Origin of the sequence: Salinicola corii (assembly GCF_008298015.1) — a bacterium.
Lineage (GTDB): Bacteria > Pseudomonadota > Gammaproteobacteria > Pseudomonadales > Halomonadaceae > Salinicola > Salinicola corii.
This window is the reverse complement of record NZ_VTPX01000001.1, coordinates 127,497-150,975: the sequence shown is the minus strand read 5'-3', so window position 1 is coordinate 150,975 and position 23,479 is coordinate 127,497. Positions and strand designations below refer to the sequence as shown.

Here is a 23,479-nt window from a genome sequence, read left to right as displayed (position 1 = left end):
CTTGTCGAGAGAACGCCCTTTCACTTGAAGCTATCGAACGCCTACCCATGCCACAAGTACAATGTTTAGAATCAGTCGTTGCCGTTTCGGCAAACCACAATAAAAACAACGGAGAAAGTTTTCATGAGTCGATATGGCGATGAATAGCCGCGCGCTGCAGGAAACCGCACTGCGCTATTTCCTGACGGTAGTCAAAAGCGGCTCGATCAGCGAAGCCTCGGTTCGTCTGAATGTCGCCGCCTCGGCGATCAGCCGGCAGATCACCCGGCTCGAACATGAACTCGACACTCAGCTATTCGAGCGTCGAGCCAGAGGCATGGTGCCGAGCGCCGCCGGGGAATTGCTGGCCGCGCATGCCAGGCGTATGCAACTGGAAACCGAGCGCGTGGCCGGTGAGATTCAGGCACTTCAAGGACTCGAACTCGGCACGGTGCGTCTGGCTTGTTCGGAAGGGTTCGCGGTGGATTTCATACCGCTGACGATCATCGAATTTCGACGCCGCTATCAAGGTATTCAGTTCCGACTCAGCGTGAGTTCGCCGGCCGAGGTGACGCACAAGGTGCGTGAGGGAGAAGCGGATATCGGCTTGACCTTCAGCCTCGCCCCGGAGCGCGACATTCAGGTGGAATCACGCCAGCGTTCGCGCATTCAGGCACTGATGGCCCACGAACATCCGCTGGCGTGCCGGCGCCAGGTGACGCTGGCGCAGTTGCAGCCTCACGCCGTTGCTCTACCGCCACCGGAGACCACGCTGCGCCAACTATTCGATATCTGCTGCAGTCAACAGAACCTGATCTTCGATTCGATCTTCACCAGCAATTACACCGAGGCGCTGGTCAATTTCGCCATGCTGGGCGGCGGCATTGCCCTGGCCGGAGAGATCTCGATTCGCCATCGACTCCTGCATGACCGGCTGGTCGCGGTGCCGATCCGCGATGCCGGCATGGACGCGCGGCACGTGGAGCTGCAGACGCTGGCCAATCGTACCCTACCGCCAGCGACCGCGGCGTTTCTCGAGCATCTCAAGGCGATGATGGAAGCCGGCAAGCCATGACGGGCCTCAGCCAGCGTGACACTTCTTGAATTTCTTGCCGCTGCCGCAGGGACAAGGGTCGTTGCGTCCAACGTCCTTGAAGGTGTTGCGCACCGGTGCTTGCGGTTCGTGGTGGTGATGCTGGCAGTGCGGGCCGTGGACGTGAGATTGATTCATCTGGCGATACCGTGACGAAGGGAGGATGACCGAGGCGATTATCCTCCACGAATCGAAGCAGCGCCATTATCCGACGCGACGACCGCTACTTGATCTCGATCTCGACGAACACGAATTCGACATCGTTGGCATTGACCACGTTATGTTCCGCCCCCTTGTCCCGATAGTAGGAAACACCCGCTTCCAGCGTCGAGAAGGTATGACCGTCCAGTGTCTCGAGCTCGAGCTTGCCGGTGGTCTGCGGTACCACGACATAGTCGCATTCATGCGCATGCCAGCCGGTCTCGCCACCCGGGGGGAAGCGCCACTCGGTGACCCGGACCCGGTCGTTATCAACTTGTACGTTCGATTGGGCCTGCGGGCGGGGCTGGGCCTGGGGCCGTGAAGTCTCCATGGATCACATCCTCGAGCAGAAATCGCAATGTTCGGCGCCGGCGGCTAGCCCCGGCGCGCGGCGTCTCATCACGGTCGTCAGAAACCGTAACGTGTCAGAATGGCATCCTGATCCTGGGATGGATGACCATAAAACTCCAGCAGTTGCTCCGGCCGATTGGTGAAGAAGCCATCGACCCCGCGCTGCTGATAGCGTTCGAAGTCCGCCGGCTCGTCGACCGTGTAGAGATGTACCAGCATGCCATCGTTATGGGCCATGCCGATCATCCATGGCTCGGCCAGCTCCATGTAGCTGAACTGGCTGCTGAACTTGCCGTCATGTGCCGTCTGGACCGCCGACGGGCCGACACCGATCGCGCCATGATCCCGGGCGAAGTCGAGCCAGGATTGATATGCCTCGGGCGAAGCGACCTTCTGGCGTGCGTAGTAGTCGGCCTTGCTCTCGTCCTCACCCTGCGGCTCGCTCGGCGCGGCGTCGATGCCACCCTCGCCCAACCACAGCAGCAACACGCGCGGTACGTCCGGCATCGTCTCTTCCAGGGACGCCAGGCTGGCCTTGGAGAAGGTCTGCATCACCACGCGTCCCGGCGTGTCGCCCACCTTGACGGCACCCTGTTCGGCCTCGGCCCGGGACTTTGTCTCATCACCCAGCCAGCCGCGGGCCTCGAGCTTTTCATGCAAATCCTGCTCGATACCCGGGAACTGCTCGGGCACCTTGGTTTCGATATAGAGCCCAGGATGATTCTTCCCCCCTTCGGCAATATCGATCACTTCGTCCAGAGTCATTATCTTGAGCCCGGCATACCCGTCGCGAGCGCGATCCGGGTAGGCGGCGTTGAACCAGCTGCCAGCATCGAGCTGCTTGAGCTCGTCCAGCGTGAAACTCGAGACCGGCGCATCGGCCCGGTCGGGGAACACCTCGGCGACGTTGGTGTTGCGCCCCAGGGTATTGTCGTGAACGGCCACCAGCACGCCGTCCTTGGTGCGCTGCAGGTCCAGCTCCAGATAGTCGACCCCCAGGTCCCGCGCCAGAAGATAGGCAGGCCGGGTCGATTCCGGCGCCTGGTATGACGCCCCCCGGTGGGCAATCACCGCATCGCAGGGGATCGGGATCTTGGTGCAAAGCGTCGAGCCTTGCGGGGTCGCATCATTGTCGCCTTGGGCGGCCGCGAACGGCAGCATCAGGCTCAAGCCGCAGATCCGCAGCCAGTGTCGCTTCGCCTTGATCATCATCGTCTCCTCGGTGCTTGTCGGGGTGCTGTGGCGAACGGTCTACTACTGCATGATCTCCACGTTATGCCGCGTGGCGGCCATCAACTCGCCGAAAGCAGCCACGGCCGCTTCGACATCGCGTCGACGCATCGCCGCCAGCAGCGTCAGGTGATGCGGAAAACTGGCATCGAAGACCTGGTTTCTATCCTGCGGCGTCTGCCACGACACGTAGAGTTCGGAGTGAATAGAGCGTATCAGTTCGACCAGCACCTGATTGTGACTGGCGCGATAGATGGCGAGATGGAATGCCGAGTCCGCCTCGTGGACGCGCAGGAAATCGTCGGCCGCGCGGGCGACCTGATAATCCGACAGGTGCTGGCCCATCTCGTCGAGCTGCACCTCGCTGGCGTGCCGGGTGGCCAGTGCAACGGCCTTTTCCTCCAGCACGAGGCGCACATCCAGCATCTCCAGCAGGTGGCGCCGCGCATCCGTCACATGCAGACGCGAGAATAGACGGAAGGTCTGCTGGTCGCTGACATAGATCCCCTTGCCGTTGACGACCTGAATCACGCCCTCGGCTTCAAGTCGTTTCAGCCCCTCCCGCAGCGTGGAGCGCCCTACCTGCAGACGCTGCATCCATTCCGCCACCGACGGCAGTCGATCCCCGGCCGAAAGCTGTTGCTCGGCAATATAGCTGCCGATCTCACCGGCCACCGTGTCGGATAAGTAGAGTCTTTTCATCACTGTTCCACTGATGCCGCTGGGCGACCGTAGGCAAAAACGGTAACCACAAACCCGCTTAGGTTCAATTGAAGCGCCCGTCGCGCTGTGATAATCCTACCTATCAGACAGGCTGATACCTTGAAACTGCCTACCCACCGACCCTGGCGATTTTCATGACGCTCACCGACAACGCCTCCGATGCCGCTCGGGATTCCGAGATCTGCACTCACGCCTTCGAGGAACACGAACGCTATGAGGGGGCGATCGCTCCCCCCATCTATCAGACCAGCCTGTTCACATTCCCGACGCTGGAACGCTTCACCGAAGTGATGCGCGACGAGCGCAGCCATTTTGTCTACAGCCGCGGCCTCAACCCGACCGTCAAGCTGCTCGAGGACAAGCTGGCCGCGCTGGAGCGGGGAGAGATGGCCAAGGCCTTCGCCTCGGGCATGGGTGCGATCAGCGCGACGATGATGACACTGCTCGATCAAGGCGACCATGTGCTGCTGGTCAACCAGGCCTACGGGCCGACGCGCCAGCTGCTGGAGCAGATGGCACGATTCGGCGTGAGCTTCAGCGAGACCGGCGGGAGTCGCGGCGAGGTCGAGACGGCTCTGCGGGACGATACCCGGTTGATCTACATCGAGAGCCCCTCGTCGATGCGCATGGCGCTGGCCGATCTCGACGGCATCGCCGAACTGGCCCGAAGCCGGGGCGTGCTCACCGCCATCGACAACACCTGGGCGACCCCGCTATACCAGAAGCCGCTGACTCACGGCATCGACCTGACCCTGCACACGCTCTCCAAGTACATCGGCGGCCACAGCGACCTGGTCGGCGGGGTCGTCGTCGGCCGGCGGGAGCTGGTGGCACCGATCTTCGAGCACGGCCACCAGTTGCTGGGAGCGGCGCTCTCGCCCCACAGCGCCTTCCTGGCCCTGCGCGGCCTGCGCACGCTGCCGATCAGGATGCGCCAGCACCAGGCCAACGTGCTGGAAGTCATCCGCTACCTGGCGACCCAACCCTCGGTGGCGGGACTCCACCACCCGTGCCTCGCCACCGGCGAGCCGGCGGCGTGGGCCGAGAGACAGCTGAGCGGCCACGCCGGACTGCTCAGTTTCGAGATCGTCGATCCGTCCTATGTCCGCATCGCCGGTTTCATCGACACCCTGCGCGTCTTCCGCATCGGCGTGAGCTGGGGCGGCTACGAGTCGCTGGCCATCTCCCAGCGCCAGCCCGACGACACCGGCCCCGCCCTGATCCGCCTGGCGATCGGCCTGGAGGACGTGCAATCCCTGCTCGACGATCTGGAGCGCGCCTTCCGCACGCTGCAATAATCCCGCCACGTCAACCGGAGACGCCACGATGGCCACCACCCGACAACAACAACCCGGGTTTCTCGCCTCGCTCGGACTACTGCTCGTCATTGCCGCCACCATCATCTACGGCATCGTCATCGCGGCGTACGAAACGGAGATGGTCCTGATCACCGTCGGCGTCCTGTCGACGCTGTTCGCCGTCGCCCACGGCCGCCGCTGGGACGACATCATGACCATCCTCGCGGACAAGATCCGCACCGCGACCATCGCCATCCTGGTGCTCTACAGCATCGGGTTGATCATCGGGACCTGGCTGGTAGCCGGCGCCATCCCCTACTTCATCTACTACGGTCTGGAACTGATCGACCCCGGTTATCTCTACGTCATGGCGTTCTTCGCCACCGCCATCGTCTCGACCTGCACCGGCACCTCATGGGGGTCGGCAGGCACCATCGGCGTGGCGATCATGGGGATCGCGGGGGCCATGGAGATCAACCTGGCGATCACCGCCGGCGCCGTCATCTCGGGGGCCTACTTCGGCGACAAGCTATCGCCGCTGTCCGATACCACGATCATGGCCTCGATGGTGGTCAAGGTGGATCTCTACCGCCACATCCGCTACCTGATGTTCACCTCGGTGCCATCCTGCCTGGTCGCGGCGCTCGCCTACTGGATGCTGGGCACCAGCCTCCACGGCGACGCCCAGTCGCCAGCCATCGCCGCCACCACCGCCCAGATCGACGAGCTGTTCACCCTCAACCCGATCCTGCTGCTCCCGGCGGTCATCATCGTGACCGGCTCGATACTCAAGAAGCCGACGCTGGTGGTGCTGTTCGCTTCGACGCTGTGCGCCATGCTGCTGGCGCTGTGGGTGCAGGGTCTGCCGCTGTCGGTCGTGGTCCAAGCCGCCGTCTCTGGCTTCAGCGTCGACATGCTGCCCTCCGTCCAGGCGGGAGAGATCCACGACACGCTGCGGACGCTGCTGGAACGGGGCGGCCTCTACAGCATGCACGGCACCGTGCTGTTCGTGTTCTGCGCGTTCTTCTTCGCCTCGGCGCTGGAGGCCTCGGGAGCGCTCCATGTGGTTCTCCACCGGACGCTGGAGCACGTGCGTTCCGCCAGCGGCACCATCCTCGCCTCGCTGCTCGCCGGCCTCTGCATCATCTTCGCCACCGGCAACAGCTACGTGACCTTCTTCCTGACCCGCGAGATCTTCGCCGACCAGTACGCCAGGAAGGAACTCCATCCGCTCAACCTCTCGCGCAGCCTGGAAGATGGCGGCATGATCCCCGAGCCCCTCGCGCCATGGACGGTTTCGGCGGTCTACATGGCGGCAACGCTCGGCGTGTCCACGCTCGACTACGCCCCCTGGGCGCTGTTCAACTATCTCGGGATCGCGTTCTCGGCGCTGCTGGCGATCGCCGCGCCCTGGACCGGCAATTTCGGCGTCCGCCGGCTGACGCCGGAGGAGAATCCGCCTCGCTCGCGATTCGCCGGGGCCTCCGCGGCCAGCGATCCCCGCTGAGTCTCCCGGCCACCCATCGCCGAGATGGCGATGGGTGGCCCGCGATCACGCCCAGGCATTGACGTTGTCGGCATCCTCGAAATCCGGCCGCTGCGGGTGAACGACACAGAATCGGTGGCCGGTCGGCGCCTCCATGATGGTCCAGCGCTCCAGCCGCTCGACCACCTGCGCACCCAACCCCTCCAGCCGGGCAACCTCCGCCTCGATATCGTCGGTTTCGATATCCAGATGAACCCGACTGGGGTGATCCACCTGCTGTATCAACACATCGGGCTGATCCGGAGGCGTGGCCAGCTTGCCGTATTTCTCGTCGGTCTCGTGACAGGGCCAGCCCAGTGCCCGAGCCCAGAAATCGATAGCGGAAGACTTCTCTCCGCCCTGGCTGTCGATGACGAGTCCCGCCAGACGACTCTTGTGCATTGTCGTTCTCCTCTCCGTTATGCAGATTCAAAAGGCGTATCGCTCCCCAGCATAGCCAGCGTCGGGCACGACGACCTCCCCCGATCGACGCCCACCGCCCCAGTCAGTCCTCACTTCGCCGCGAGCCCGGTTCGCCCCGGCCCGAATCAATTCATGCCAGTCGTCGCAACGGGATGGCGGAGGCGGCGCACATGCGTTAAGCTGCGGGCCCATTGCCGTTATCTGTCTGACCGTCGTCACGCGAAGCTGAAAGAGTCGACGACCCTCCATTTTGCCGCCTCCAGGCGCATCAGCCAGCACTGGCATTCCCCGGTAGAGCGTAGCCGCTTCGCTTCGCCATTCGCCGCGACCTAGAGAATACCGAATGAGTTTTGCCTCACTGGGCCTTAGCGCCCCGTTGCTGAAAGCCGTTGCCGAGCAAGGCTATGACACCCCTTCCCCGATCCAGTCACAGGCGATTCCCGCCGTCCTCGAGGGAAAAGACGTCATGGCGGCCGCGCAGACCGGCACCGGCAAGACGGCGGGGTTCACCCTGCCGATCTTGCACCGCCTGTCCCAGGGCGATCGTCCCCGGGCCGGTTCACAGATTCCGGTGCGTGCACTGATTCTGACCCCGACCCGCGAACTCGCCGCGCAGGTCGGCGAGAGCGTGGCGACCTACGGCAAGCATTTGCCGTTGAAAAGCGCCGTGGTCTTCGGCGGCGTCAAGATCAACCCGCAGATCGCCACGCTGCGCCAGGGCGTCGACATTCTCGTCGCCACCCCTGGCCGCCTGCTCGATCTCTACCAGCAGAAAGTGGTTCGCTTCGACAAGCTCGAAGTGCTGGTACTGGACGAAGCCGACCGCATGCTCGACATGGGCTTCATCCATGACATCCGCAAGATTCTGGCCGTGCTGCCCAAGCAGCGCCAGAACCTGCTGTTCTCGGCGACCTTCTCCAACGATATCCGCAATCTCGCCAAGGGCCTGGTCAACGATCCGGTCGAGATCTCGGTGACACCGCGCAACGCCGCCGCGGCGACGGTGAAGCAGTGGGTCCATCCGGTGGACAAGAGCCGCAAGCCGGCGCTGCTGTCGCACCTGATCCAGACCCACCAGTGGCAACAGGTGCTGGTCTTCACCCGCACCAAGCACGGCGCCAACCGCCTGACCAAGTATCTCGAGGGCCAGGGCATCGAGGCCGCGGCGATTCATGGCAACAAGAGCCAGAACGCCCGCACCAAGGCACTGGCCGACTTCAAGAGCGGCGGCGTCCGCGCCCTGATCGCGACCGATATCGCGGCGCGCGGGCTGGATATCGATCAGCTGCCGCAGGTGGTGAACTTCGAACTGCCCAACGTGGCGGAGGACTACGTCCACCGCATCGGCCGTACCGGCCGTGCCGGCGCCAGCGGCCAGGCCGTCTCGCTGGTGAGCCTGGACGAGAAGAAGGAACTGGCCGGCATCGAGCGCCTGATCAGCCAGCGCCTGAACAGCGAGGCGGTGGCTGGCTTCGAACCCACACCCGGTGGCGGCCCCAAGGTCGACGAGAACGAAGGACGCCAGCCCCGCGGCGGCCAACGGCGTGGCGATGGCGGCCAGCGTCGCGGCAACGGTGGTGGTCGCGGGAACAGTGCCGGCGGGCGAGGTAACGGCGGCGGTCGCGGTGGCGATTCACGCCGCAGCGAAGGCCGTGGCGCCTCCTCGGGCCAGGGCGGGTCCCAAGACGACAACCGTGGCAACCGCATCGATAGCGGTAACCGGGGCAACCGCAACGGCGATGCACCGGCCCAGCGCCGCCAGCGCTCGCGCGGCGGTCAGCGTCGCAGCGGCGGCGGCACGCCCAACGGCAACGTCTGACCCCCGGCCTCCCGGCCAGCCCCAAACGACAACGCCACCGTCATTGACGGTGGCGTTGTCGTATCCGGATGTCGGATCCACGCCGACGCGGTGCCCAGCACTCAGTCGAGCACGACGAGCCGATTGGGCAGTTCGTTGCGCTCGTGGGTCGCCGGCACATGGGTCTCGAGCAGCTCGCCACAGCTATCGATGCAGTCGAGAAAGCCCTGCAGGGTCTCGCCGGCTTTGACGCGAGCGGTGAATGCCTCGACGATCGACTGCCAGGTTTCGTCGCTCAATTGTGCGGAGATGCCCCGGTCGACGAGAATCTCGACATAGCGCTCGGCCTCGGAGACGAAGATCAGCATGCCGGTCCCGGCATCGGTGTGATGTAGGTTCTGCTCCAGGAATTGGCGCCGGGCCAGGTTGGAAGCACGCCAGAAACGCACGTGACGCGGAATCAGGCGCGTGAGTACCGACGGCAGCCGAAACACTACCGCCAGCACGATGAAGACCAGCCACTGTACCAGCAGCAGATACCAGGCGCTGACCCCGTCCAGCCCACCCAGCCAGCTGGCAATGACGCTCAGCGTCCCCGGGACGATAAGTGCCGTCAGACCAGCCCACAGCAACGGTATGTAGGTGTAATCGTCGGCCTGACGCGCCAGGACAGTGACGACCTCGGCGTCGGTATCGCGCTCGATTCGCGTGATCGCATCGCCGACCTGCCGTTGTTCGCTTTCATTCAATAAAGCCATGCTGTCGTTTTCCTGTCGTCTACCAGCCACCGGAGGCACCGCCGCCGCCAAAACCGCCGCCGCCGCCGCCAAAGCCGCCACCGCCGAAACCACCGCCGCCACCGAAGCCGCCGGATCCACCGCCCAACGCACCACCCATCAGCACGCCACCGAGGAACCCGCCGCGCCGGCGCCGTTTGCCGCCGCGCCCACCACCGCCGCCGCCACTACGCACGATCAGCATGACGATCATGAACAGCGCGAAGAACCAGAACCCGGCACCGCCCAGGTGACGGGACTCCTGCTGGGCGGGCTGTTGCGGCGCCGTCTCGGCCTGAGCATCGCCCCCGAGCGCGGTGATCATCGCCTGGACGCCACCCGTGATCCCGCCGGCGTAATCCCCCTCGCGGAACGCCGGGGTGATGGTCTGGTTGATGATCGCGGAAGTCCGGGCGTCGGTCAGCCGGCCCTCGAGGCCGTAGCCCACCTCGATCCGCACGGCGCGTTCGTCCACGGCAACGATCAGCAGCGCGCCGTTATCCTCGCCCTGCTGGCCGATGCCCCAGTGGCGGCCGAGCTGGTAGCCGTAATCCTCGATGGGCTCTCCCTGAAGGTCCGGCAGCGTCACCACGACGAGCTGCTCGCCGGTCGCCTCCTCGTGGGCCGCCAGCATGTCGGTCAGCTGGGATTGGGTAGAAGCGTCGAGCAGCTCGGCGTTGTCGACGACGCGCCCGGTCAACTCGGGGAAGTCCGGGGCCGCCTGGGCGAGCAACGCGAAGGCCAGTAGCCAGAGGCCCAGCGTCAGCGAGATGGCACGCGTGTACGTTCGTCGCGTCGGACAGCGCATCAGAACTCCACCTTGGGCGCCTGGTCGGCATTCTCCGTGGTGGCCTCGAAGTTCTCGCGAATCGGCATATCGCTGTAGAGCACGCTATGCCAGATCTTGCCGGGGAACGTTCGAATCTCGGTGTTGTAGGCTTCGACCGCCTGGATGAAGTCGCGACGTGCCACCGCGATCCGATTCTCGGTGCCTTCCAGTTGTGACTGCAGCGCCAGGAAGTTCTGGTTCGACTTCAGGTCGGGATAGCGCTCGGAAACCGCCATCAGCCGACTCAGCGCGCCGGTCAGCTGCCCTTGAGCCTGCTGGAACTGCTGCAGTTGCTGGGGATCGTTCAGCGTATCGGCGTCGACCTGGATCGAGGTCGCCTTGGCGCGCGCTTCGACGACGGCCGTCAGCGTCTCCCGCTCCTGGCTGGCGAAGCCCTTCACCGTCTCCACCAGGTTGGGCACCAGATCCGCACGGCGCTGGTACTGGTTCTCGACCTGGGACCAGGCCGACTTCACCTTCTCGTCCAGCGTCGGAATGTTGTTGATGCCGCAGCCGGAGAGCGAAAGCATCATTACCAGCAGCAGCATCCAGCGCCACGGTTGGCGAGTCGCGGCGGACAAGGCGGTCACAGGTGTCTGCATGAAAGGTTCCCGATCAGAATTCAGAATAAGCCGTTTCGACAACTCGAGCGTGTCACGGTGGTGCGAAGACATCGAAACGACGATGACGCCAAGTTACAGGTTGGCCAGCGGCTTGGGAAGGTGAATTCCCCCGCACTCAGCGCTCCGCCACGGCACGAATCCGGGCAGCGAGCGCTGCCAGCTCGGCATCGTCCGCGCGCAGGTATTCATGGGAGGAAAGATAGCCTTCGTAGACATCGAAGTACTTGTCGACCCTGGACTCGATCGGTTTGAATGCGGCGTCATCCCCCGTGCCGTGCATGGGAAAAAGCTTGGCGTGCAGGTGATCGACACCGTAGCCCTCGAAGAACATGCCGCAACGCGCCACGCCGTCCAGCGCCCGATCCAGACGCCTGGCCACTTGCTTGGTGGCGACGATCAACTGCCGCAATACCTCGTCATCGCGATCGAAGGCATAGCTGGGGTAATGCGCCTTGGGGATCACCACCGAAAAACCCTCGGTATTGGGAAAGATGGAGAGAAAAGCCAGATGCGATTCGTCTTCCCAAATGCGGTGAGCTGGCGCGTGACCGGCGACGATATCGCAGAAAATACAGTTCATGGTCCTCATCTCCCTTTGTATTGACCATAGCACCGACTTCGTCGATGGGTCGGTCGTCGAGAATAGAATGACCGTTTATTAGCCATGGGAGACGAGTTGGCGTCAATCTTGGTTCATGGGGATCAGCGGCGTACTCAGCCGGACAGGAGGGAAGCCCGGGCTATCCGAAAGTCTTGGGCGAGCGTATGTTGAATCAGTCCTATCCGATGCACTGATATCCTGCCGACCATGAACAAACTCGATAACGCCCTTCTTAACCTGCTTCTCAAGGATGGCCGCATGTCGTATGCGGATATGGCACGCGAGCTGGATATATCACGCGCGCATGCCCGAGATCGCGTACAGCAATTGGTGGAAAGCGGCGTCATTGAACAGTTCACCGCGGTGGTCAATCCATCGAAGCTTGGCAAGGTCATCTCTACCTTCGTGGATCTCAAAGTCGCACCTCATGCCATCGAGGGGATGGCCGCAGAACTCGCAGAGTGCCATGAAGTGATCAACCTTTACATCATGAGCGACCTCCGCAGCCTGCATATGCATACCTTGACGGATAGCCAGGAAATCTTCGACCGTTTTGCTCGCGAGCATATCCTGGGGCGTCCGGAGGTCATCTCGGTGAACTGCACCACACTACTTTCCCGTGTCAAACATGGACGCGGGGGCGCCAAGATCTGAGTTCCGCAGATAGCACGAAGTCAGTCGCTTTCGACACTGCCATCGCTGCGAGGATCCGCGCCCCCCTCCAGAGTGCCGTCGGCATGGCGGGAAATACCCCCGGCGTGCCCCATGGTGTCGCTGTATGCGCCGAGGACATCCACCTGATGTCCGGCCTGGCGCAATGCCGTGATCAGCGTCGGATCGAAGCGCGACTCCAACTTCAGCGAGGTCGTGCCCTCCCCCCAGGTTCTTCCGAGCAGCCAGCGCGGCGCATCGATGGCCTGCTGTAGCGGTTGGCCGTAGAGGACGTGTCGCGTGAAGACCGCCGACTGGGTCTGCGGTTGCCCTTCACCACCCATGGTGCCGTAGACCATGGTACGGCCATCGTTGAGCCTCGCCAGAGCCGGGTTGAGTGTGTGGAATGGCTTGCGCCCTGGTGCCAACGCCTGGCGCGCACGCGGATCGAGTGAGAAGCCGATCCCCCGGTTTTGCCACAGCACCCCAGTCGACGGTAACACCACGCCAGACCCGAATTCCCAATAGGTGCTCTGGATGAAACTCACCGCCCGCCCCTCCCCGTCGATGCATCCCATCCAGATGGTATCGCCAGGTTCGCCCTCATGCGGCCAGGCCAGCGCACGGGCCGGGTCGATCCGCGCCGCCATTCGGTCCAGAGTATCATCCGCCAGCAGCGTGCGCGCATCGACGCTCATCCAGCACGGATCGGACACATGGCGATCGCGTAACAGGAACGCCTGCTTGGTCGACTCGACGAGCGCGTGAACGTAATCGAAGCCCTCGGCTTCGGCGATTTCCAGGCGTTCGAAGAGCCCCAGAATCATCAGCGACGAGACGCCTTGAGTGGGCGGCGGCAAATTCCATACCTGTCCCTGCTTGAGCGTCAGCGACAGAGGCGTGACCGCTTGCGGCGCATAGCTCGCCAGATCGGCACGGCATAGCGGGCTGCCAAGCCGCGCCAGTTCCTCGCCCATCGCCGTGCCTAGCTCGCCCCGATAGAAATCACCCAGGCCAGCCCGTGCCAGCCGTTCGAAAGTCGATGCCAGCGTCGGTTGTCGAAACGTATTTCCCTGACTCGGCGCTCTCCCATTGTCAAGCAAATGATCGGCAAAGCCGGGAACGGCGGCCAGCTCATCCAGCTTGGCCGTAGTCAACGCCGCCTGTCCCCGTGTCACCGAAACCCCCTGCCGCGCATGAGCGATCGCCGCCTCGAACAATCGTGACAGTGGCAGAGTGCCGCCCCAACGAAGCGACTGCATGAGTGCCATCTCCCACCCCCCAACGGTACCAGCCGTGGTCAGAGCCGCCAGTGGGCCGCGAGTGGGGATACGTTCATGTCCTGCATAGAAGTCCGCATCAGCCAACTGCGCGGCGGGACCGCAGGCTTCGATCGCGACCGGCGCCTTACCGGGTTCGGCGATGAGCCAGAAGCCATCGCCACCGATCGAGTTCATGTGTGGGTACACGGTGGCGATGGTCGATGCGGCGGCGATCATCGCCTCGATGGCATTGCCGCCCTCGTGCAAGATATCCCGGCCGGCTTGAGAAGCCAGATAGTGGGGCGCGACGACCATGCCACGACCTGGCTTGGCAGTATTCTGCATCTATCGTGAAGCTCCTAAGTTCAGGGTGTTGGCTGAAAAGCCGGCTCCCCGGTACCCGACCCAAGGAATCACCAACCGATTGCCTTGGGCAGCCAGGTAACCAGCGAAGGCATCAGGCATAACAGTGCCAGCGTCAGGAACTGGATACCGATATATGGCAGTACACCGACATAAATGTCGCGCGAGGAAATCTCCGGAGGCGCGACTCCCTTGAGGTAGAACAGCGACCATCCGAATGGCGGGGTGAGAAACGAAGTCTGCAGGTTCATCGCCACCAGAATGCAGAGCCAGGCAAGATCGACCCCCTGGGCCTGAAAATAGGGAAACAACAACGGCATCACGATGTAGGAGATCTCGATCCAGTCGAGAAAGAACCCCAGCAGAAAGACCAGTACCATCATGAACAGAATGCCGCCCCAGACCCCACCGGGCAGGAACGCGAACAGCGAATCGATCAGCCGATCGCCGCCCAATCCCCGGAATGCCAGGCTAAACACCTGCGCTGCGATCAGCACGAACAGCGTCATGCCGGTGATCTTGAAGGTCGAGATGACGGTCTCGCTCATCACTTTTCGATTCAGTCTACCGGTGCAGGCCACCAGAACAATGGCGCCGATCGCACCGACGGAAGCCGCCTCCGTTGGCGCCGCCACACCACCGATGATCGATCCCAGCACCAGCACGATCAGTGCCAACGGTGGCGCGACCACCTTGGCCAGGTCGATCATCAGCGTGCGGGTATCGACGGCGGCGCGCTCGGAGGCATCGATCGGCGGCATCGTGTGCGGCTTCAACTTGGCCATTATCACCAGATAGACCACGTACAGCCCGGACAGCAGCAGACCGGGAATCAAGGCCCCCGCGAACAGCGTACCGACGGATTCTCCGGAGATGTCCGCGAGCACGATCAACACCAGGCTGGGCGGTATGATCTGCCCCAGGGTGCCAGCCGCGCAGATCGTGCCACAGGCCAGGGCCTTGTTGTAGCGACGCGCCAGCAGCGTGGGCAAGCTGATCAACCCGACCGTGACGACGGTGGCCGCCACAATGCCGGTGGAAGCTCCCATCAGCACACCGACGATGATAATGGCAACGGTCATTCCGCCGGGACGCGCACCGGCGACATGGCCGATGACATCGAGCATGCGCTCGGCCAGCCGTGACTTCTCCAGCATCACGCCCATGAACACGAATAGCGGAATGGCAAGCAGCGTATAGTTGGTGACGACCCCATAGACGCGCAGGGGCAGAAGTCCGAACAGCGAGGATCCAAAACCGAACAGTCCGAATACGATACCGCTGGCGGCCAACGCAAACGGCACAGGGATACCGATCAACAGCAAGGCAAAGAGCGCCAGCACCATGCCGACAGCCATCATTTCAATCCCCATCACGCACCTCCGGCGAGCGTCCCGCCATCAGCGTGATCAGATCGAGCAAGCCCCGCACGACACCCTGCCATGCCACCAGGGCGAACCCCAGCGGCACGAATGCCTTGATCACGTAGCGAGCCGGCAGTCCGCCCGGGTCGGGAGATCCTTCCCCCAGCGACCAGGACTGGTAGACAAAATCCAGACACATCCAGGCCAGAAACAGCATGCTCGGCACGACGATCAGCAGCGAGATGATGATATCGAGAACTTGTTTGGTGCGCGCACTGTAATGTTGATAGAAAATATCGACGCGCACGTGCTCGTTCTGCTGGAAGGTATATGAGGCGCTGATCATCGATATGACGGCCAACAGATGCCATTGCAGCTCCTGCTCGGCCACGGACCCCATGTGCCAGACATAGCGGAACAACACGTCACCGGCGACCATCAGCACCAGCACCAGTGTCAGCCACGCCGTGGCGCACCCTAGCCGTTCCATACCGAGGTCGAGGCCGCGCAGGCAGCGGACCAGCCCAGGCGCGAACGGCTGACTGTTATGATCGGTTTCAATCGTATTCATGAAGTCGACATCTCCTGGACAACGAGAGGGCGAGTCTCGCCAACCTCTCGGCAAGGGACTCGCCAAACGGATAGCTCTCGGCTCAAAGATCGAGGTTGAGCACGACCTTTTCGCTGACATCCAGCCAGGATTTCGCCGTTTTCATGAAATCGAAGTAAGCGGTATTGACCTTGGCGGCCACGGGATCCTTCGCGGCCTCTGCCGACAAGGTATCCATGGTGACTTCACGCAGTTTCGGCAACACACCATCGGGTAACTGATGTACCGTCACGCCCTGATTCTGAGTCAAATCATTGAGCGCTTCGGAGTTGTTGGCATTGCACCAGGCGAAGCTGATTTCGTTGCAGGCAGCGGCACAGTTCTGCACAACGGCCTTGAGATCTTCCGGTAACTGCTCCCAGGCGCTGGCATTGATCAGCAGCTCCGAGACGTTGGACGGCTCGTGCCAACCGGGGGTGTAATAGTTGCTGGCGGCGTTCTGCAGGCCCAACTGGCGGTCGAGATAGGGACCGACAAATTCGGCAGCATCGATGACGCCCCGCTCCAGCGCCGGGAATATCTCGCCGCCGGGCAACACTTTGACATTGACGCCCAACTGCTCGTAGACCTTTGCCGACAATCCTGCGATACGCATGCGCAATCCGCTGAAGCTGTCGATACTTTCGAGCGGCTCCTTGAACCAGCCGGTCATCTGCATACCGGTATTGCCAACCGGCAACGCCTTGAGCCCGAAATCGGCATAGACTTCGTCCCACAGTGCCTGCCCGCCACCGTGGTAAAGCCACGCGTTGACCATCATGACGTCCATTCCGAAGGGCACGGCGGTGAAATATTGCGCGGCGAATGAGCGTCCCGACCAGAAGAACGAATTTCCCCAGTTCATCTGCACGGTGCCACTGCGTACGGCATCGAAGCCACCCAGTGCCGGCACCAGCTCGCCCGCCGGAAAGAAATCGATCTTCATCCGGCCACCGGATGCCGCTTCGACACGTTTGGCGAAGTCGCTGGCCGATCCCGGTCCGGTGGAATAGAAAGGTGCTCCGGCAGGGTAAGCTCCGGTCATGCGCCAGTGGAATTGCTGCGCATCCGCTCCGCGCGCAATCATCGGTGCCCCGGCCAAGCCCACCAAAGCCCCGGCGCCTGTCTTGATAAAATCCCGTCGTTTGTAGGTCATTGCACTGTGCTCTCCACCGAATGGTTGTCCGTGTTGTGGTCGTCAAGTCCTGAACAACCCTTCGCAAGCGCCGTGCCAACACCCCCAAAAAACAATTCAACCGACTGTTTTACATTAATAATTTCCAACAACCCATGTCCACAACCAGAACCGTCACGCGCACCACGCTAGCGCCGCAGTTCGAGGCTCGAAATGGACAACTGGCGGGAGAAACGACTTCACGCTATCGGATGTCAAAACCGACGATGGCTTCGGGAGGGTATTCGCCTGACCGGCGAATCAAACCGGTAGCGTTTGTAAAGCCGGCATCAAAATGATCAGTACTCTCCATTTCAGTGCAGTTTTCATGCCGTCACCCACGCCAGACCGTCGCCGTTGCCTGGCGCGATGGCTATCCCGGACTGGTCATTCCCCAATACCTGCGCCACCATGCCCTGGCGGCGGCGTGAAACATGGCGGCTGCATCGATAGACCCACCAACAAGCACAAAGGGCCATCCAAAAGGGCCATCGACAAAGGACTTTTCGAGTGACACAACGTTTCAACCTTCGCCTTGCTCCCCCTTTCGCGGCACTGGCCGTTGCCTTGGGCCTGGCCTCCACCGCCCAGGCCGCCGCGCCACAGCAAGTGCGTATCGCTGTAGACGTGCCCTACCCGCCGTTCGAGTACCGCAACGCCAACGGCGAGCTCGAGGGTTTCGAGATCGAGCTAGGCGACATCCTCTGCCAGCGAGCCAAGCTCGACTGCGAGTGGGTGGTTCAGGGGTGGGATGGCATCATCCCCGGGCTGCTCTCGCGCAAGTACGACGCCATCATGTCGTCGATGCGGATCACCCCGGCGCGGGAGCGCCAGGTGCTGTTTACGCGACCCTATGCGATGTCGCCCAAGGTATGGGTCGCCCGTCGCGGCGAGACGATCGATCTCGACGACCCCGCCTCGCTCAAGGGGTTGTCGGTCGGCGTGCAGCGCGGCACCACCCAGGACAGCTACATCACTCGGCAATACGCCGACGTGCTAGACATTCAGCGCTACGCCACCGCCGCCGATGTGGCCCTGGACCTGGAGGCGCAGCGCCTGAACCTGGCGTTTCTCAACTATCCGGTCGCGCTGGACTCGCTGGAGATCGGCAATGCCGACAGCCAGTTCGTCCAGGTCGGCCCGCGGATCGACCGGCCGGAGTCGATCTTCGGCAAGGGCAACGCGATTGCGGTTCGCCCCCGCGACAAGGAGCTGGCCGAAGCCTTCAACCAGGCGCTGGACAGCGTCTACGCCGACGGCACGTTCGAAACCCTGATGCACCAGTATTTCGACTACGACCTCCGCCCCGCTTCCCGCAAGACGGATAGCTGACAGCGATCGGAAGGGATGAAAAAGCGCCGCCGGACAGTCATCTGTCCGGCGGCGCTGGCGGTTTGCCTCGGGTGTCCGTACCAATGGTTGGTGCTATGGATCAGAACTCCAGGCAGATCTTGCCGAAGTGCTTCCCGGACTCCTGATGACGGAAGGCATCGGCGATCCGGTCGAGCGAGAACGAGCTATCGATGACCGGTTTGAGTCCGGTGATCTCGAGGGCGCGGATCATCTCGATCTGATGTTGACGGCTGCCCACGATCAGCCCCCGCAGTCTGGCCTGCTTCGCCATCAGCTTGGAAGTGGGAATATCGCCGCCGCGACCGGTCAGGACACCGATCAGCGAGATGTGGCCGGCAATGGCCACGGCGTCGATGGATTGCGGCAAGGTGCCCGGTCCGCCGACCTCGATGACGTGATCGGCACCGCGGCCACCGGTCAGCGCCTGGACTCTCTTGCCCCATTCCGGCTCTTCGCGGTAGTTGATGGTGTGATCGGCGCCCAGCGCCTCGAGCCGGGCGATCTTCTCCTCGGTGGACGACGTCGAGATGACCCTCGCCCCCATTGCCTTGGCCAGTTGCAACGCAAAGATCGAGACGCCGCCGGTGCCCAGCGTGAGCACGGTATCGCCGGCCTTGAGGCCGCCATCGACCACCAGTGCGCGCCAGGCCGTGAGGCCGGCCGTGGTCAGCGTGGCCGCTTCGGCATGGGTATAACCTTCGGGAGCGTGGGTGAACCAGTGGGCGGGCCGTACCACCTGCTCGCGGGCGTAGCCATCGACGCCGTCGCCCGGCACCGTCTTGAAGTCGGCCACGCGCGCCGGTCCATCGAGCCAGTGGGGGAAGAAGGTCGAGACGACGTGATCGCCGGTGGCAAACTCATTGACCCCCTTGCCCAAGGCTTCGACCACGCCCGCGCCGTCGGCCATGGGGATGCGACCTTCCTCGGTCGGGGATTTCCCGCTGGCGACGATATAGTCGTGGAAGTTGAGCGAACTGGCGTGCAGGCGGACGCGGATCTCTCCCGGTCCCGGCTCTCCCGGCCCCTCGACCTCGTGCAGCTTGAGTTGGTCCAGGCCTCCGGGAGACTTGAGATTGATGACTTGCATGCGGCACTCCTTGAACGCGACGACCTCGAAAGATCGCCTGATAGTGTGCTCAGAGTGTAGACGCTCTACTCTGGCACCGATCAAGCCATGCCGACGACGTGATGCTATCTACCGGTGTGACGACCGCCTCGCCCCCGCTACCATGCCGGCTCGTCGTCATCCTGCTCGCGCGCCTGCCGCTCCGCCGCCTCCTCGCGGGCGGCGTCGATCACCTGCATGACATCGCTGACATCGACGAGGGTCGCATCCGGCACGAAACGCCCCGTGAGCCGAACCTCGGGGTGGAGCTCGCCCGCCTCGTAGAGCGCCCAGATCTCCTTGCCGTAGTCGGTCTTCAACAGCGCCGGCGCGAAACGGCCGAAGTAGCTGCGCAGGTTGTCGACGTCGCGCACCAGCATCCAGGGCGCGTTGTTGTTACCGGCGGCATCGACCGCCTGGGGAAGATCGATGATCACCGGGCCTTCGGCACCCACCAGGATATTGAATTCCGACAGATCACCATGAATCAGTCCAGCACACAGCATTTGTACGACTTCACTGATCAGGCGCTGGTGATATTCGAGCGCCAGCTCCGGCGTCAGTTCGACGTCATCGAGACGCGGCGCAACGTCGCCATCGGCATCGACGATCATCTCCATCAGCAGCACGCCATCGACAAAGCCGTAGGGCGTCGGCACCCGCACGCCCGCCTCGGCGAGGCGGTAGAGCGCGTCGACTTCCGCATTCAACCAGGCCGACTCCTGCTCGCGCTGGCCGTAGCGGGTCTTCTTCGACATCGCCCGCGCGCGGCGGCTGTTGCGCACCTTGCGGCCCTCCTGGTAGGCCACCGCCTGCTTGAAGCTGCGCTGCTTGGCTTCCTTGAACACCTTGGCACAGCGCAGCTCGTCACCGCAGCGAACCACGAAAACCTGGGCCTCCTTGCCACTCATCAGTTGACTGACGACCTCGTCCACCAGGCCATCCTCGACCAACGGCTGCAATCGCTTGGGTACTTTCATGCTTTCGCTATCCTCACAGGTCCTCGCTATCCTCAGCGTCCGATTCGGCGCACCCGGCAGCTGCGCCCTTTTAATTTTCCGGCGCTCAACGTCGTCAGCGCCTGCTTGGCGATGCCGCGCTCGACCGCGACGTAAGCGCTGCGATCGAGCACCTTGATCCTGCCTACCTGATCGCCGTCGATGGCATCGTCACCGTTGGTCAAGGCCCCCAGCACGTCGCCCGGACGAATCTTCTGCTTCTTGCCGGCGTCGATCTGGAGCGTCGCCATGCGCGGCTGGAACGGTTGCTGTCCGCTGTCGGCACGGCCGGGCAACGGCTCGACCGGCAGGCGTTCGCCCAGGAACGCCTCGAGACGCCCGAGCCGGTAGGCCTCGTTCTCGGTCAACAGCGTGCAGGCCACGCCGCGCGCACCGGCACGCCCCGTTCGACCGATCCGGTGCAGGTGCACCTCGAGCTCACGGGCGATCTGGTAATTGAATACCGCATCCAGCGCGTCGATATCCAATCCGCGCGCCGCCACGTCGGTGGCGACCAGCACCGACAGGCTCTTGTTGGCGAAACGGATCAGCGTCTGGTCGCGATCGCGCTGCTCGAGATCGCCGTGGAGCGCCTCGGCGCTGAATCCCATGGCGACCAGTTCGTCCGCCACCGCCTGGGTCTCGCGCTTGGTGTTGCAGAACACCACGCTGGATTCCGGTCGGTAGTGCAGCAGCAACTGGCGCAGGGCCGCGAGACGGGCCGGCTCGTCGGCGACCTGGTGGAAATGCTGGCGAATGCTCTGCTCGTCGTGGGTCGAGGCCACTTCGACCGTCACCGGCTCGCGCAGCAGGCGTTCGGCGACCGGGCGTACGCTGTCTCCGTAGGTGGCGCTGAACAGCAGCGTCTGGCGTGTCGTCGGCGTGGCCGCGACGATGGCGTCCAGCGCGGCCTGGAATCCCATGTCGAGCATGCGGTCGGCTTCATCCAGCACCAGCACGGCGAGTGAAGACAGATCCAGCGACCCCTTGCGCAGATGCTCTTCGATGCGGCCCGGCGTACCGACAACAACGTGCGCGCCGTGGGAGAGCGAGTTCAACTGCGGGCCCAGCGGTGCGCCGCCGCAGAGCGAGAGTATCTTCACGTTGGCGAGCATGCGGGCCAACCGACGCAGTTCCTCGGCGACTTGATCCGCCAGCTCGCGGGTCGGACACAGTACCAGGCCCTGCACCTGGAATCGCGCGACCTCGAGTGTCGACAGCAGGCCGAGCCCGAAGGCCGCGGTCTTGCCCGAACCGGTCTTGCCCTGGCCGATCACGTCCCTGCCGCGCAGGATCGGCGGCAGGCTGGCGGCCTGGATCGGCGTCATCGCCAGATAGCCCAGCGACGCCAGATTGTCCTGCAGCGCCGACGGCAGCGACAGCGAGGAGAACGCCTCGGGCTGGTGCGTCGCGGATGGGTCACTGTCGCCGCGAGGCATCTGGTGAGGGTCGGTATCGGGCACGGCAGGCGCTCCTGGTCGAGATGAAGGGATCGATGCAGTCAACCGGCGGACGCCTCGGTCTCGCCATGTCATGCTCGGGCGCGGCAGGATAACAGAGCACGGCGAGATTGACGCCGTCTCGTCGCCCGGGGGTGGTCAATTGGCGCGGAAAAGCCCAAATAAACCTGCAACATCGGCGCGATGTTGCGTAAAATCTCGCCCGTCGTTGACAACCTGATAGGTAGTGACAATGGGTAGGGCCTTCCAGAATCGCAAGGAATCCATGGCCAAAACGGCCGATGCCAAGACCAAGGTCTACAGCAAGTATGGCCGCGAAATCTATGTCTGCGCCAAGTCCGGTGGCACCGACCCCTCCGGCAACCTGACGCTGCGCGGGCTGATCGACAAGGCCAAGAAGGACCAGGTCCCCTCGCACGTGATCGACAAGGCGATCGACAAGGCCAAGGGCAGCGGTGGCGAGGACTTCTCCTCGGCACGCTACGAGGGCTTCGGCCCCGGCAACTGCATGGTGATCGTCGAGTGCCTGACCGACAACCCGAACCGGACCTTCGGCGACGTGCGCGGCTGCTTCACCAAGACCAAGAGCAAGATCGGCACCCAGGGCACGGTCAGCCACATGTTCGACCACTGCGCGATCTTCGCTTTCGCCGGAGACGACGAGGAGGCCGTGCTCGAGGCACTGATGGAAGCCGATGTCGACGTCACCGACATCGAGAGCGAGGAGGGTCGTATCACGGTCTTCGCGCCGCACACCGACTATGCCAAGGCCAAGCAGGCGCTGCTCGATGCCTTCGGCGAACTCGAGTTCGAGGCCGACGAGATCCAGTTCCTGCCGCAGACCCATACGCCGGTCGAAGGCGATGACGTGGCGATGTTCGAGAAGCTCATCGACATGCTGAACGATCTCGACGACGTGCAGAACGTCTACCACAACGCCGAGCTGCCCGAGAGCGCCTAATCCGGCGGGTCTGCCGACTTTCCAGGTCGCCAAAAGAAACCCACCTCACGGTGGGTCTCCTGCTTATGGGCCGGTGACTCATCCGACCTCTGTGGACCGGCTTCCCCGGCGCTTCAGGGCCTGACTTTGGAGATCTTGGCACCGTTCAGCGAAACGCCGCCCTGAATGCCCTGATTGTTCATCACGAATGCCACCACTTCCTTGTTGGCGGTGTCGTTAGTGATCTGACCGTTGGCACCGATATCCGCCACCGCGACCCCGGCGCTCGCGCCGATCGACCAGCCGTTGTCGCTACGCACGCGGTTAAGCGCTTTCTCCGTCATCAGCATGTAGACGATGGCCTGTGACTGCGCACCGGCCTGGAAGCCGATCGAACCGCTGGTAGTGGTGTAGTAACCTGCCTTGGCGCCATCCATCAGCAGCGAGCCATCACCGTGACTGGCGCCGACGATAAAGCTGGCACCCAGCACGCCCGGGAAGACCAGTACGCCTTCCGCGCGGTCGGCCAGCGCCCGGGATTCCGGCACCGAGCGATAGAGGCGATCCAGCGTCTGCTGCACGTCCTGATCGAGCTGCTGGCGCTGCGAAAGGCGGCTTTCCCGGTCGGAGGTCGTCGTCGTGGTGCAGGCACTCAGCCCACCGGAGAGCAAGGCACCGACCGTTATCGCCAAGGCGACCCGACGCCAGAGAGAAGTATGTGTCATCGTTCGTTCTCCTGAATGATGCCATCCCGTAAGGTGGCGTTTCCG

Annotated in this window: 24 protein-coding genes; 7 read left to right on the top strand and 17 right to left on the bottom strand. The window is 63.2% G+C overall.

Annotated features, from left to right (window positions below; all coding sequences use genetic code 11):
- Positions 1 to 133 precede the first annotated feature (133 nt).
- A complete protein-coding gene (locus F0A16_RS00715) occupies positions 134 to 1,054 on the top strand; it encodes a LysR family transcriptional regulator (protein WP_239023658.1) in 921 nt (306 codons plus the stop codon).
- A gap of 6 nt (positions 1,055 to 1,060) precedes the next feature.
- Here the strand turns inward: F0A16_RS00715 and F0A16_RS00710 are convergent, their stop codons facing one another.
- From F0A16_RS00710 to F0A16_RS00695, 4 genes are all read right to left on the bottom strand, one after another.
- Positions 1,061 to 1,210, bottom strand: a complete 150-nt coding sequence (locus tag F0A16_RS00710) for an SEC-C metal-binding domain-containing protein (protein WP_149433491.1) — start codon at positions 1,208 to 1,210, stop codon at positions 1,061 to 1,063.
- Positions 1,211 to 1,295: 85 nt separating this feature from the next.
- Positions 1,296 to 1,604 (bottom strand): cupin domain-containing protein, encoded by a 309-nt coding sequence (locus tag F0A16_RS00705; protein WP_149433490.1) that lies wholly within the window; start codon positions 1,602 to 1,604, stop codon positions 1,296 to 1,298.
- A gap of 77 nt (positions 1,605 to 1,681) precedes the next feature.
- Positions 1,682 to 2,833 (bottom strand): glycerophosphodiester phosphodiesterase, encoded by a 1,152-nt coding sequence (locus tag F0A16_RS00700; protein ID WP_223119677.1) that lies wholly within the window; start codon positions 2,831 to 2,833, stop codon positions 1,682 to 1,684.
- Positions 2,834 to 2,878: 45 nt separating this feature from the next.
- The gene (locus tag F0A16_RS00695) at positions 2,879 to 3,556 is read right to left on the bottom strand and encodes a FadR/GntR family transcriptional regulator (protein ID WP_149433488.1); all 678 of its coding nucleotides are present in this window, start codon (positions 3,554 to 3,556) and stop codon (positions 2,879 to 2,881) included.
- A gap of 155 nt (positions 3,557 to 3,711) precedes the next feature.
- On the opposite strand from F0A16_RS00695, the gene F0A16_RS00690 reads away from it, so the two are divergent.
- Positions 3,712 to 4,875, top strand: a complete 1,164-nt coding sequence (locus tag F0A16_RS00690) for a trans-sulfuration enzyme family protein (RefSeq protein WP_149433487.1) — start codon at positions 3,712 to 3,714, stop codon at positions 4,873 to 4,875.
- 28 nt (positions 4,876 to 4,903) lie between these two features.
- Positions 4,904 to 6,382 carry a Na+/H+ antiporter NhaC gene (nhaC, locus tag F0A16_RS00685; RefSeq protein WP_149433486.1) on the top strand — a complete coding sequence of 493 codons (1,479 nt, stop codon included), beginning with the start codon at positions 4,904 to 4,906 and terminating at the stop codon, positions 6,380 to 6,382.
- Positions 6,383 to 6,427: 45 nt separating this feature from the next.
- Here nhaC and F0A16_RS00680 read toward each other — a convergent pair whose 3' ends face one another.
- A complete protein-coding gene (locus F0A16_RS00680) occupies positions 6,428 to 6,802 on the bottom strand; it encodes a VOC family protein (protein WP_149433485.1) in 375 nt (124 codons plus the stop codon).
- A gap of 364 nt (positions 6,803 to 7,166) precedes the next feature.
- Here F0A16_RS00680 and F0A16_RS00675 point away from each other — a divergent pair, with 364 nt between their 5' ends.
- A complete protein-coding gene (locus F0A16_RS00675; protein WP_149433484.1) occupies positions 7,167 to 8,642 on the top strand; it encodes a DEAD/DEAH box helicase in 1,476 nt (491 codons plus the stop codon).
- A gap of 101 nt (positions 8,643 to 8,743) precedes the next feature.
- On the opposite strand, the gene F0A16_RS00670 is transcribed toward F0A16_RS00675, so the two are convergent.
- The 4 genes from F0A16_RS00670 to F0A16_RS00655 form a co-directional block, all read right to left on the bottom strand.
- On the bottom strand, positions 8,744 to 9,379 hold the full coding sequence (locus F0A16_RS00670; protein WP_149433483.1) for a TPM domain-containing protein: 636 nt from the start codon (positions 9,377 to 9,379) through the stop codon (positions 8,744 to 8,746).
- A gap of 19 nt (positions 9,380 to 9,398) precedes the next feature.
- Positions 9,399 to 10,205 carry a TPM domain-containing protein gene (locus tag F0A16_RS00665; protein ID WP_149433482.1) on the bottom strand — a complete coding sequence of 269 codons (807 nt, stop codon included), beginning with the start codon at positions 10,203 to 10,205 and terminating at the stop codon, positions 9,399 to 9,401.
- Positions 10,205 to 10,828, bottom strand: coding sequence for a LemA family protein (locus tag F0A16_RS00660; RefSeq protein WP_149433481.1), 624 nt, complete (start codon positions 10,826 to 10,828; stop codon positions 10,205 to 10,207). The genes F0A16_RS00665 and F0A16_RS00660 overlap by 1 nt, the downstream gene beginning before the upstream one ends.
- Before the next feature lie 136 nt (positions 10,829 to 10,964).
- Complete coding sequence (locus F0A16_RS00655; protein ID WP_149433480.1) at positions 10,965 to 11,429, bottom strand: HIT family protein; 465 nt, start codon at positions 11,427 to 11,429, stop codon at positions 10,965 to 10,967.
- Positions 11,430 to 11,657: 228 nt separating this feature from the next.
- Between F0A16_RS00655 and F0A16_RS00650 the strand changes: the two genes are divergently transcribed.
- Positions 11,658 to 12,104, top strand: a complete 447-nt coding sequence (locus F0A16_RS00650; protein WP_149433479.1) for an Lrp/AsnC family transcriptional regulator — start codon at positions 11,658 to 11,660, stop codon at positions 12,102 to 12,104.
- Positions 12,105 to 12,124: 20 nt separating this feature from the next.
- Here F0A16_RS00650 and F0A16_RS00645 read toward each other — a convergent pair whose 3' ends face one another.
- The 4 genes from F0A16_RS00645 to F0A16_RS00630 all read right to left on the bottom strand — a co-directional run bounded on the left by F0A16_RS00645 (position 12,125) and on the right by F0A16_RS00630 (position 16,835).
- A complete protein-coding gene (locus F0A16_RS00645) occupies positions 12,125 to 13,708 on the bottom strand; it encodes a gamma-glutamyltransferase family protein (RefSeq protein ID WP_223119676.1) in 1,584 nt (527 codons plus the stop codon).
- Between the two features lie 68 nt (positions 13,709 to 13,776).
- Complete coding sequence (locus tag F0A16_RS00640; protein WP_149433478.1) at positions 13,777 to 15,099, bottom strand: TRAP transporter large permease; 1,323 nt, start codon at positions 15,097 to 15,099, stop codon at positions 13,777 to 13,779.
- On the bottom strand, positions 15,089 to 15,661 hold the full coding sequence (locus F0A16_RS00635) for a TRAP transporter small permease subunit (protein WP_149433477.1): 573 nt from the start codon (positions 15,659 to 15,661) through the stop codon (positions 15,089 to 15,091). The genes F0A16_RS00640 and F0A16_RS00635 overlap by 11 nt, the downstream gene beginning before the upstream one ends.
- A gap of 82 nt (positions 15,662 to 15,743) precedes the next feature.
- Positions 15,744 to 16,835, bottom strand: a complete 1,092-nt coding sequence (locus F0A16_RS00630; RefSeq protein ID WP_149433476.1) for a TRAP transporter substrate-binding protein — start codon at positions 16,833 to 16,835, stop codon at positions 15,744 to 15,746.
- 528 nt (positions 16,836 to 17,363) lie between these two features.
- On the opposite strand from F0A16_RS00630, the gene F0A16_RS00625 reads away from it, so the two are divergent.
- A complete protein-coding gene (locus F0A16_RS00625) occupies positions 17,364 to 18,185 on the top strand; it encodes a transporter substrate-binding domain-containing protein (protein WP_149433475.1) in 822 nt (273 codons plus the stop codon).
- Between the two features lie 100 nt (positions 18,186 to 18,285).
- Here the strand turns inward: F0A16_RS00625 and F0A16_RS00620 are convergent, their stop codons facing one another.
- From F0A16_RS00620 to dbpA, 3 genes are all read right to left on the bottom strand, one after another.
- Positions 18,286 to 19,293 (bottom strand): zinc-dependent alcohol dehydrogenase family protein, encoded by a 1,008-nt coding sequence (locus tag F0A16_RS00620; RefSeq protein WP_149433474.1) that lies wholly within the window; start codon positions 19,291 to 19,293, stop codon positions 18,286 to 18,288.
- 137 nt (positions 19,294 to 19,430) lie between these two features.
- Positions 19,431 to 20,291: a PA4780 family RIO1-like protein kinase gene (locus tag F0A16_RS00615; RefSeq protein WP_149433473.1), complete on the bottom strand. Its 861-nt coding sequence runs from the start codon at positions 20,289 to 20,291 to the stop codon at positions 19,431 to 19,433.
- Positions 20,292 to 20,323: 32 nt separating this feature from the next.
- A complete protein-coding gene (gene dbpA / locus F0A16_RS00610) occupies positions 20,324 to 21,748 on the bottom strand; it encodes an ATP-dependent RNA helicase DbpA (RefSeq protein WP_149434060.1) in 1,425 nt (474 codons plus the stop codon).
- Positions 21,749 to 22,001: 253 nt separating this feature from the next.
- Here dbpA and F0A16_RS00605 point away from each other — a divergent pair, with 253 nt between their 5' ends.
- Entirely contained in the window at positions 22,002 to 22,730 is a 729-nt protein-coding gene (locus F0A16_RS00605; RefSeq protein ID WP_149433472.1) for a YebC/PmpR family DNA-binding transcriptional regulator, read from the top strand.
- A gap of 113 nt (positions 22,731 to 22,843) precedes the next feature.
- On the opposite strand, the gene F0A16_RS00600 is transcribed toward F0A16_RS00605, so the two are convergent.
- On the bottom strand, positions 22,844 to 23,434 hold the full coding sequence (locus F0A16_RS00600) for a BPSL1445 family SYLF domain-containing lipoprotein (RefSeq protein ID WP_149433471.1): 591 nt from the start codon (positions 23,432 to 23,434) through the stop codon (positions 22,844 to 22,846).
- Between the last annotated feature and the right edge of the window lie 45 nt (positions 23,435 to 23,479).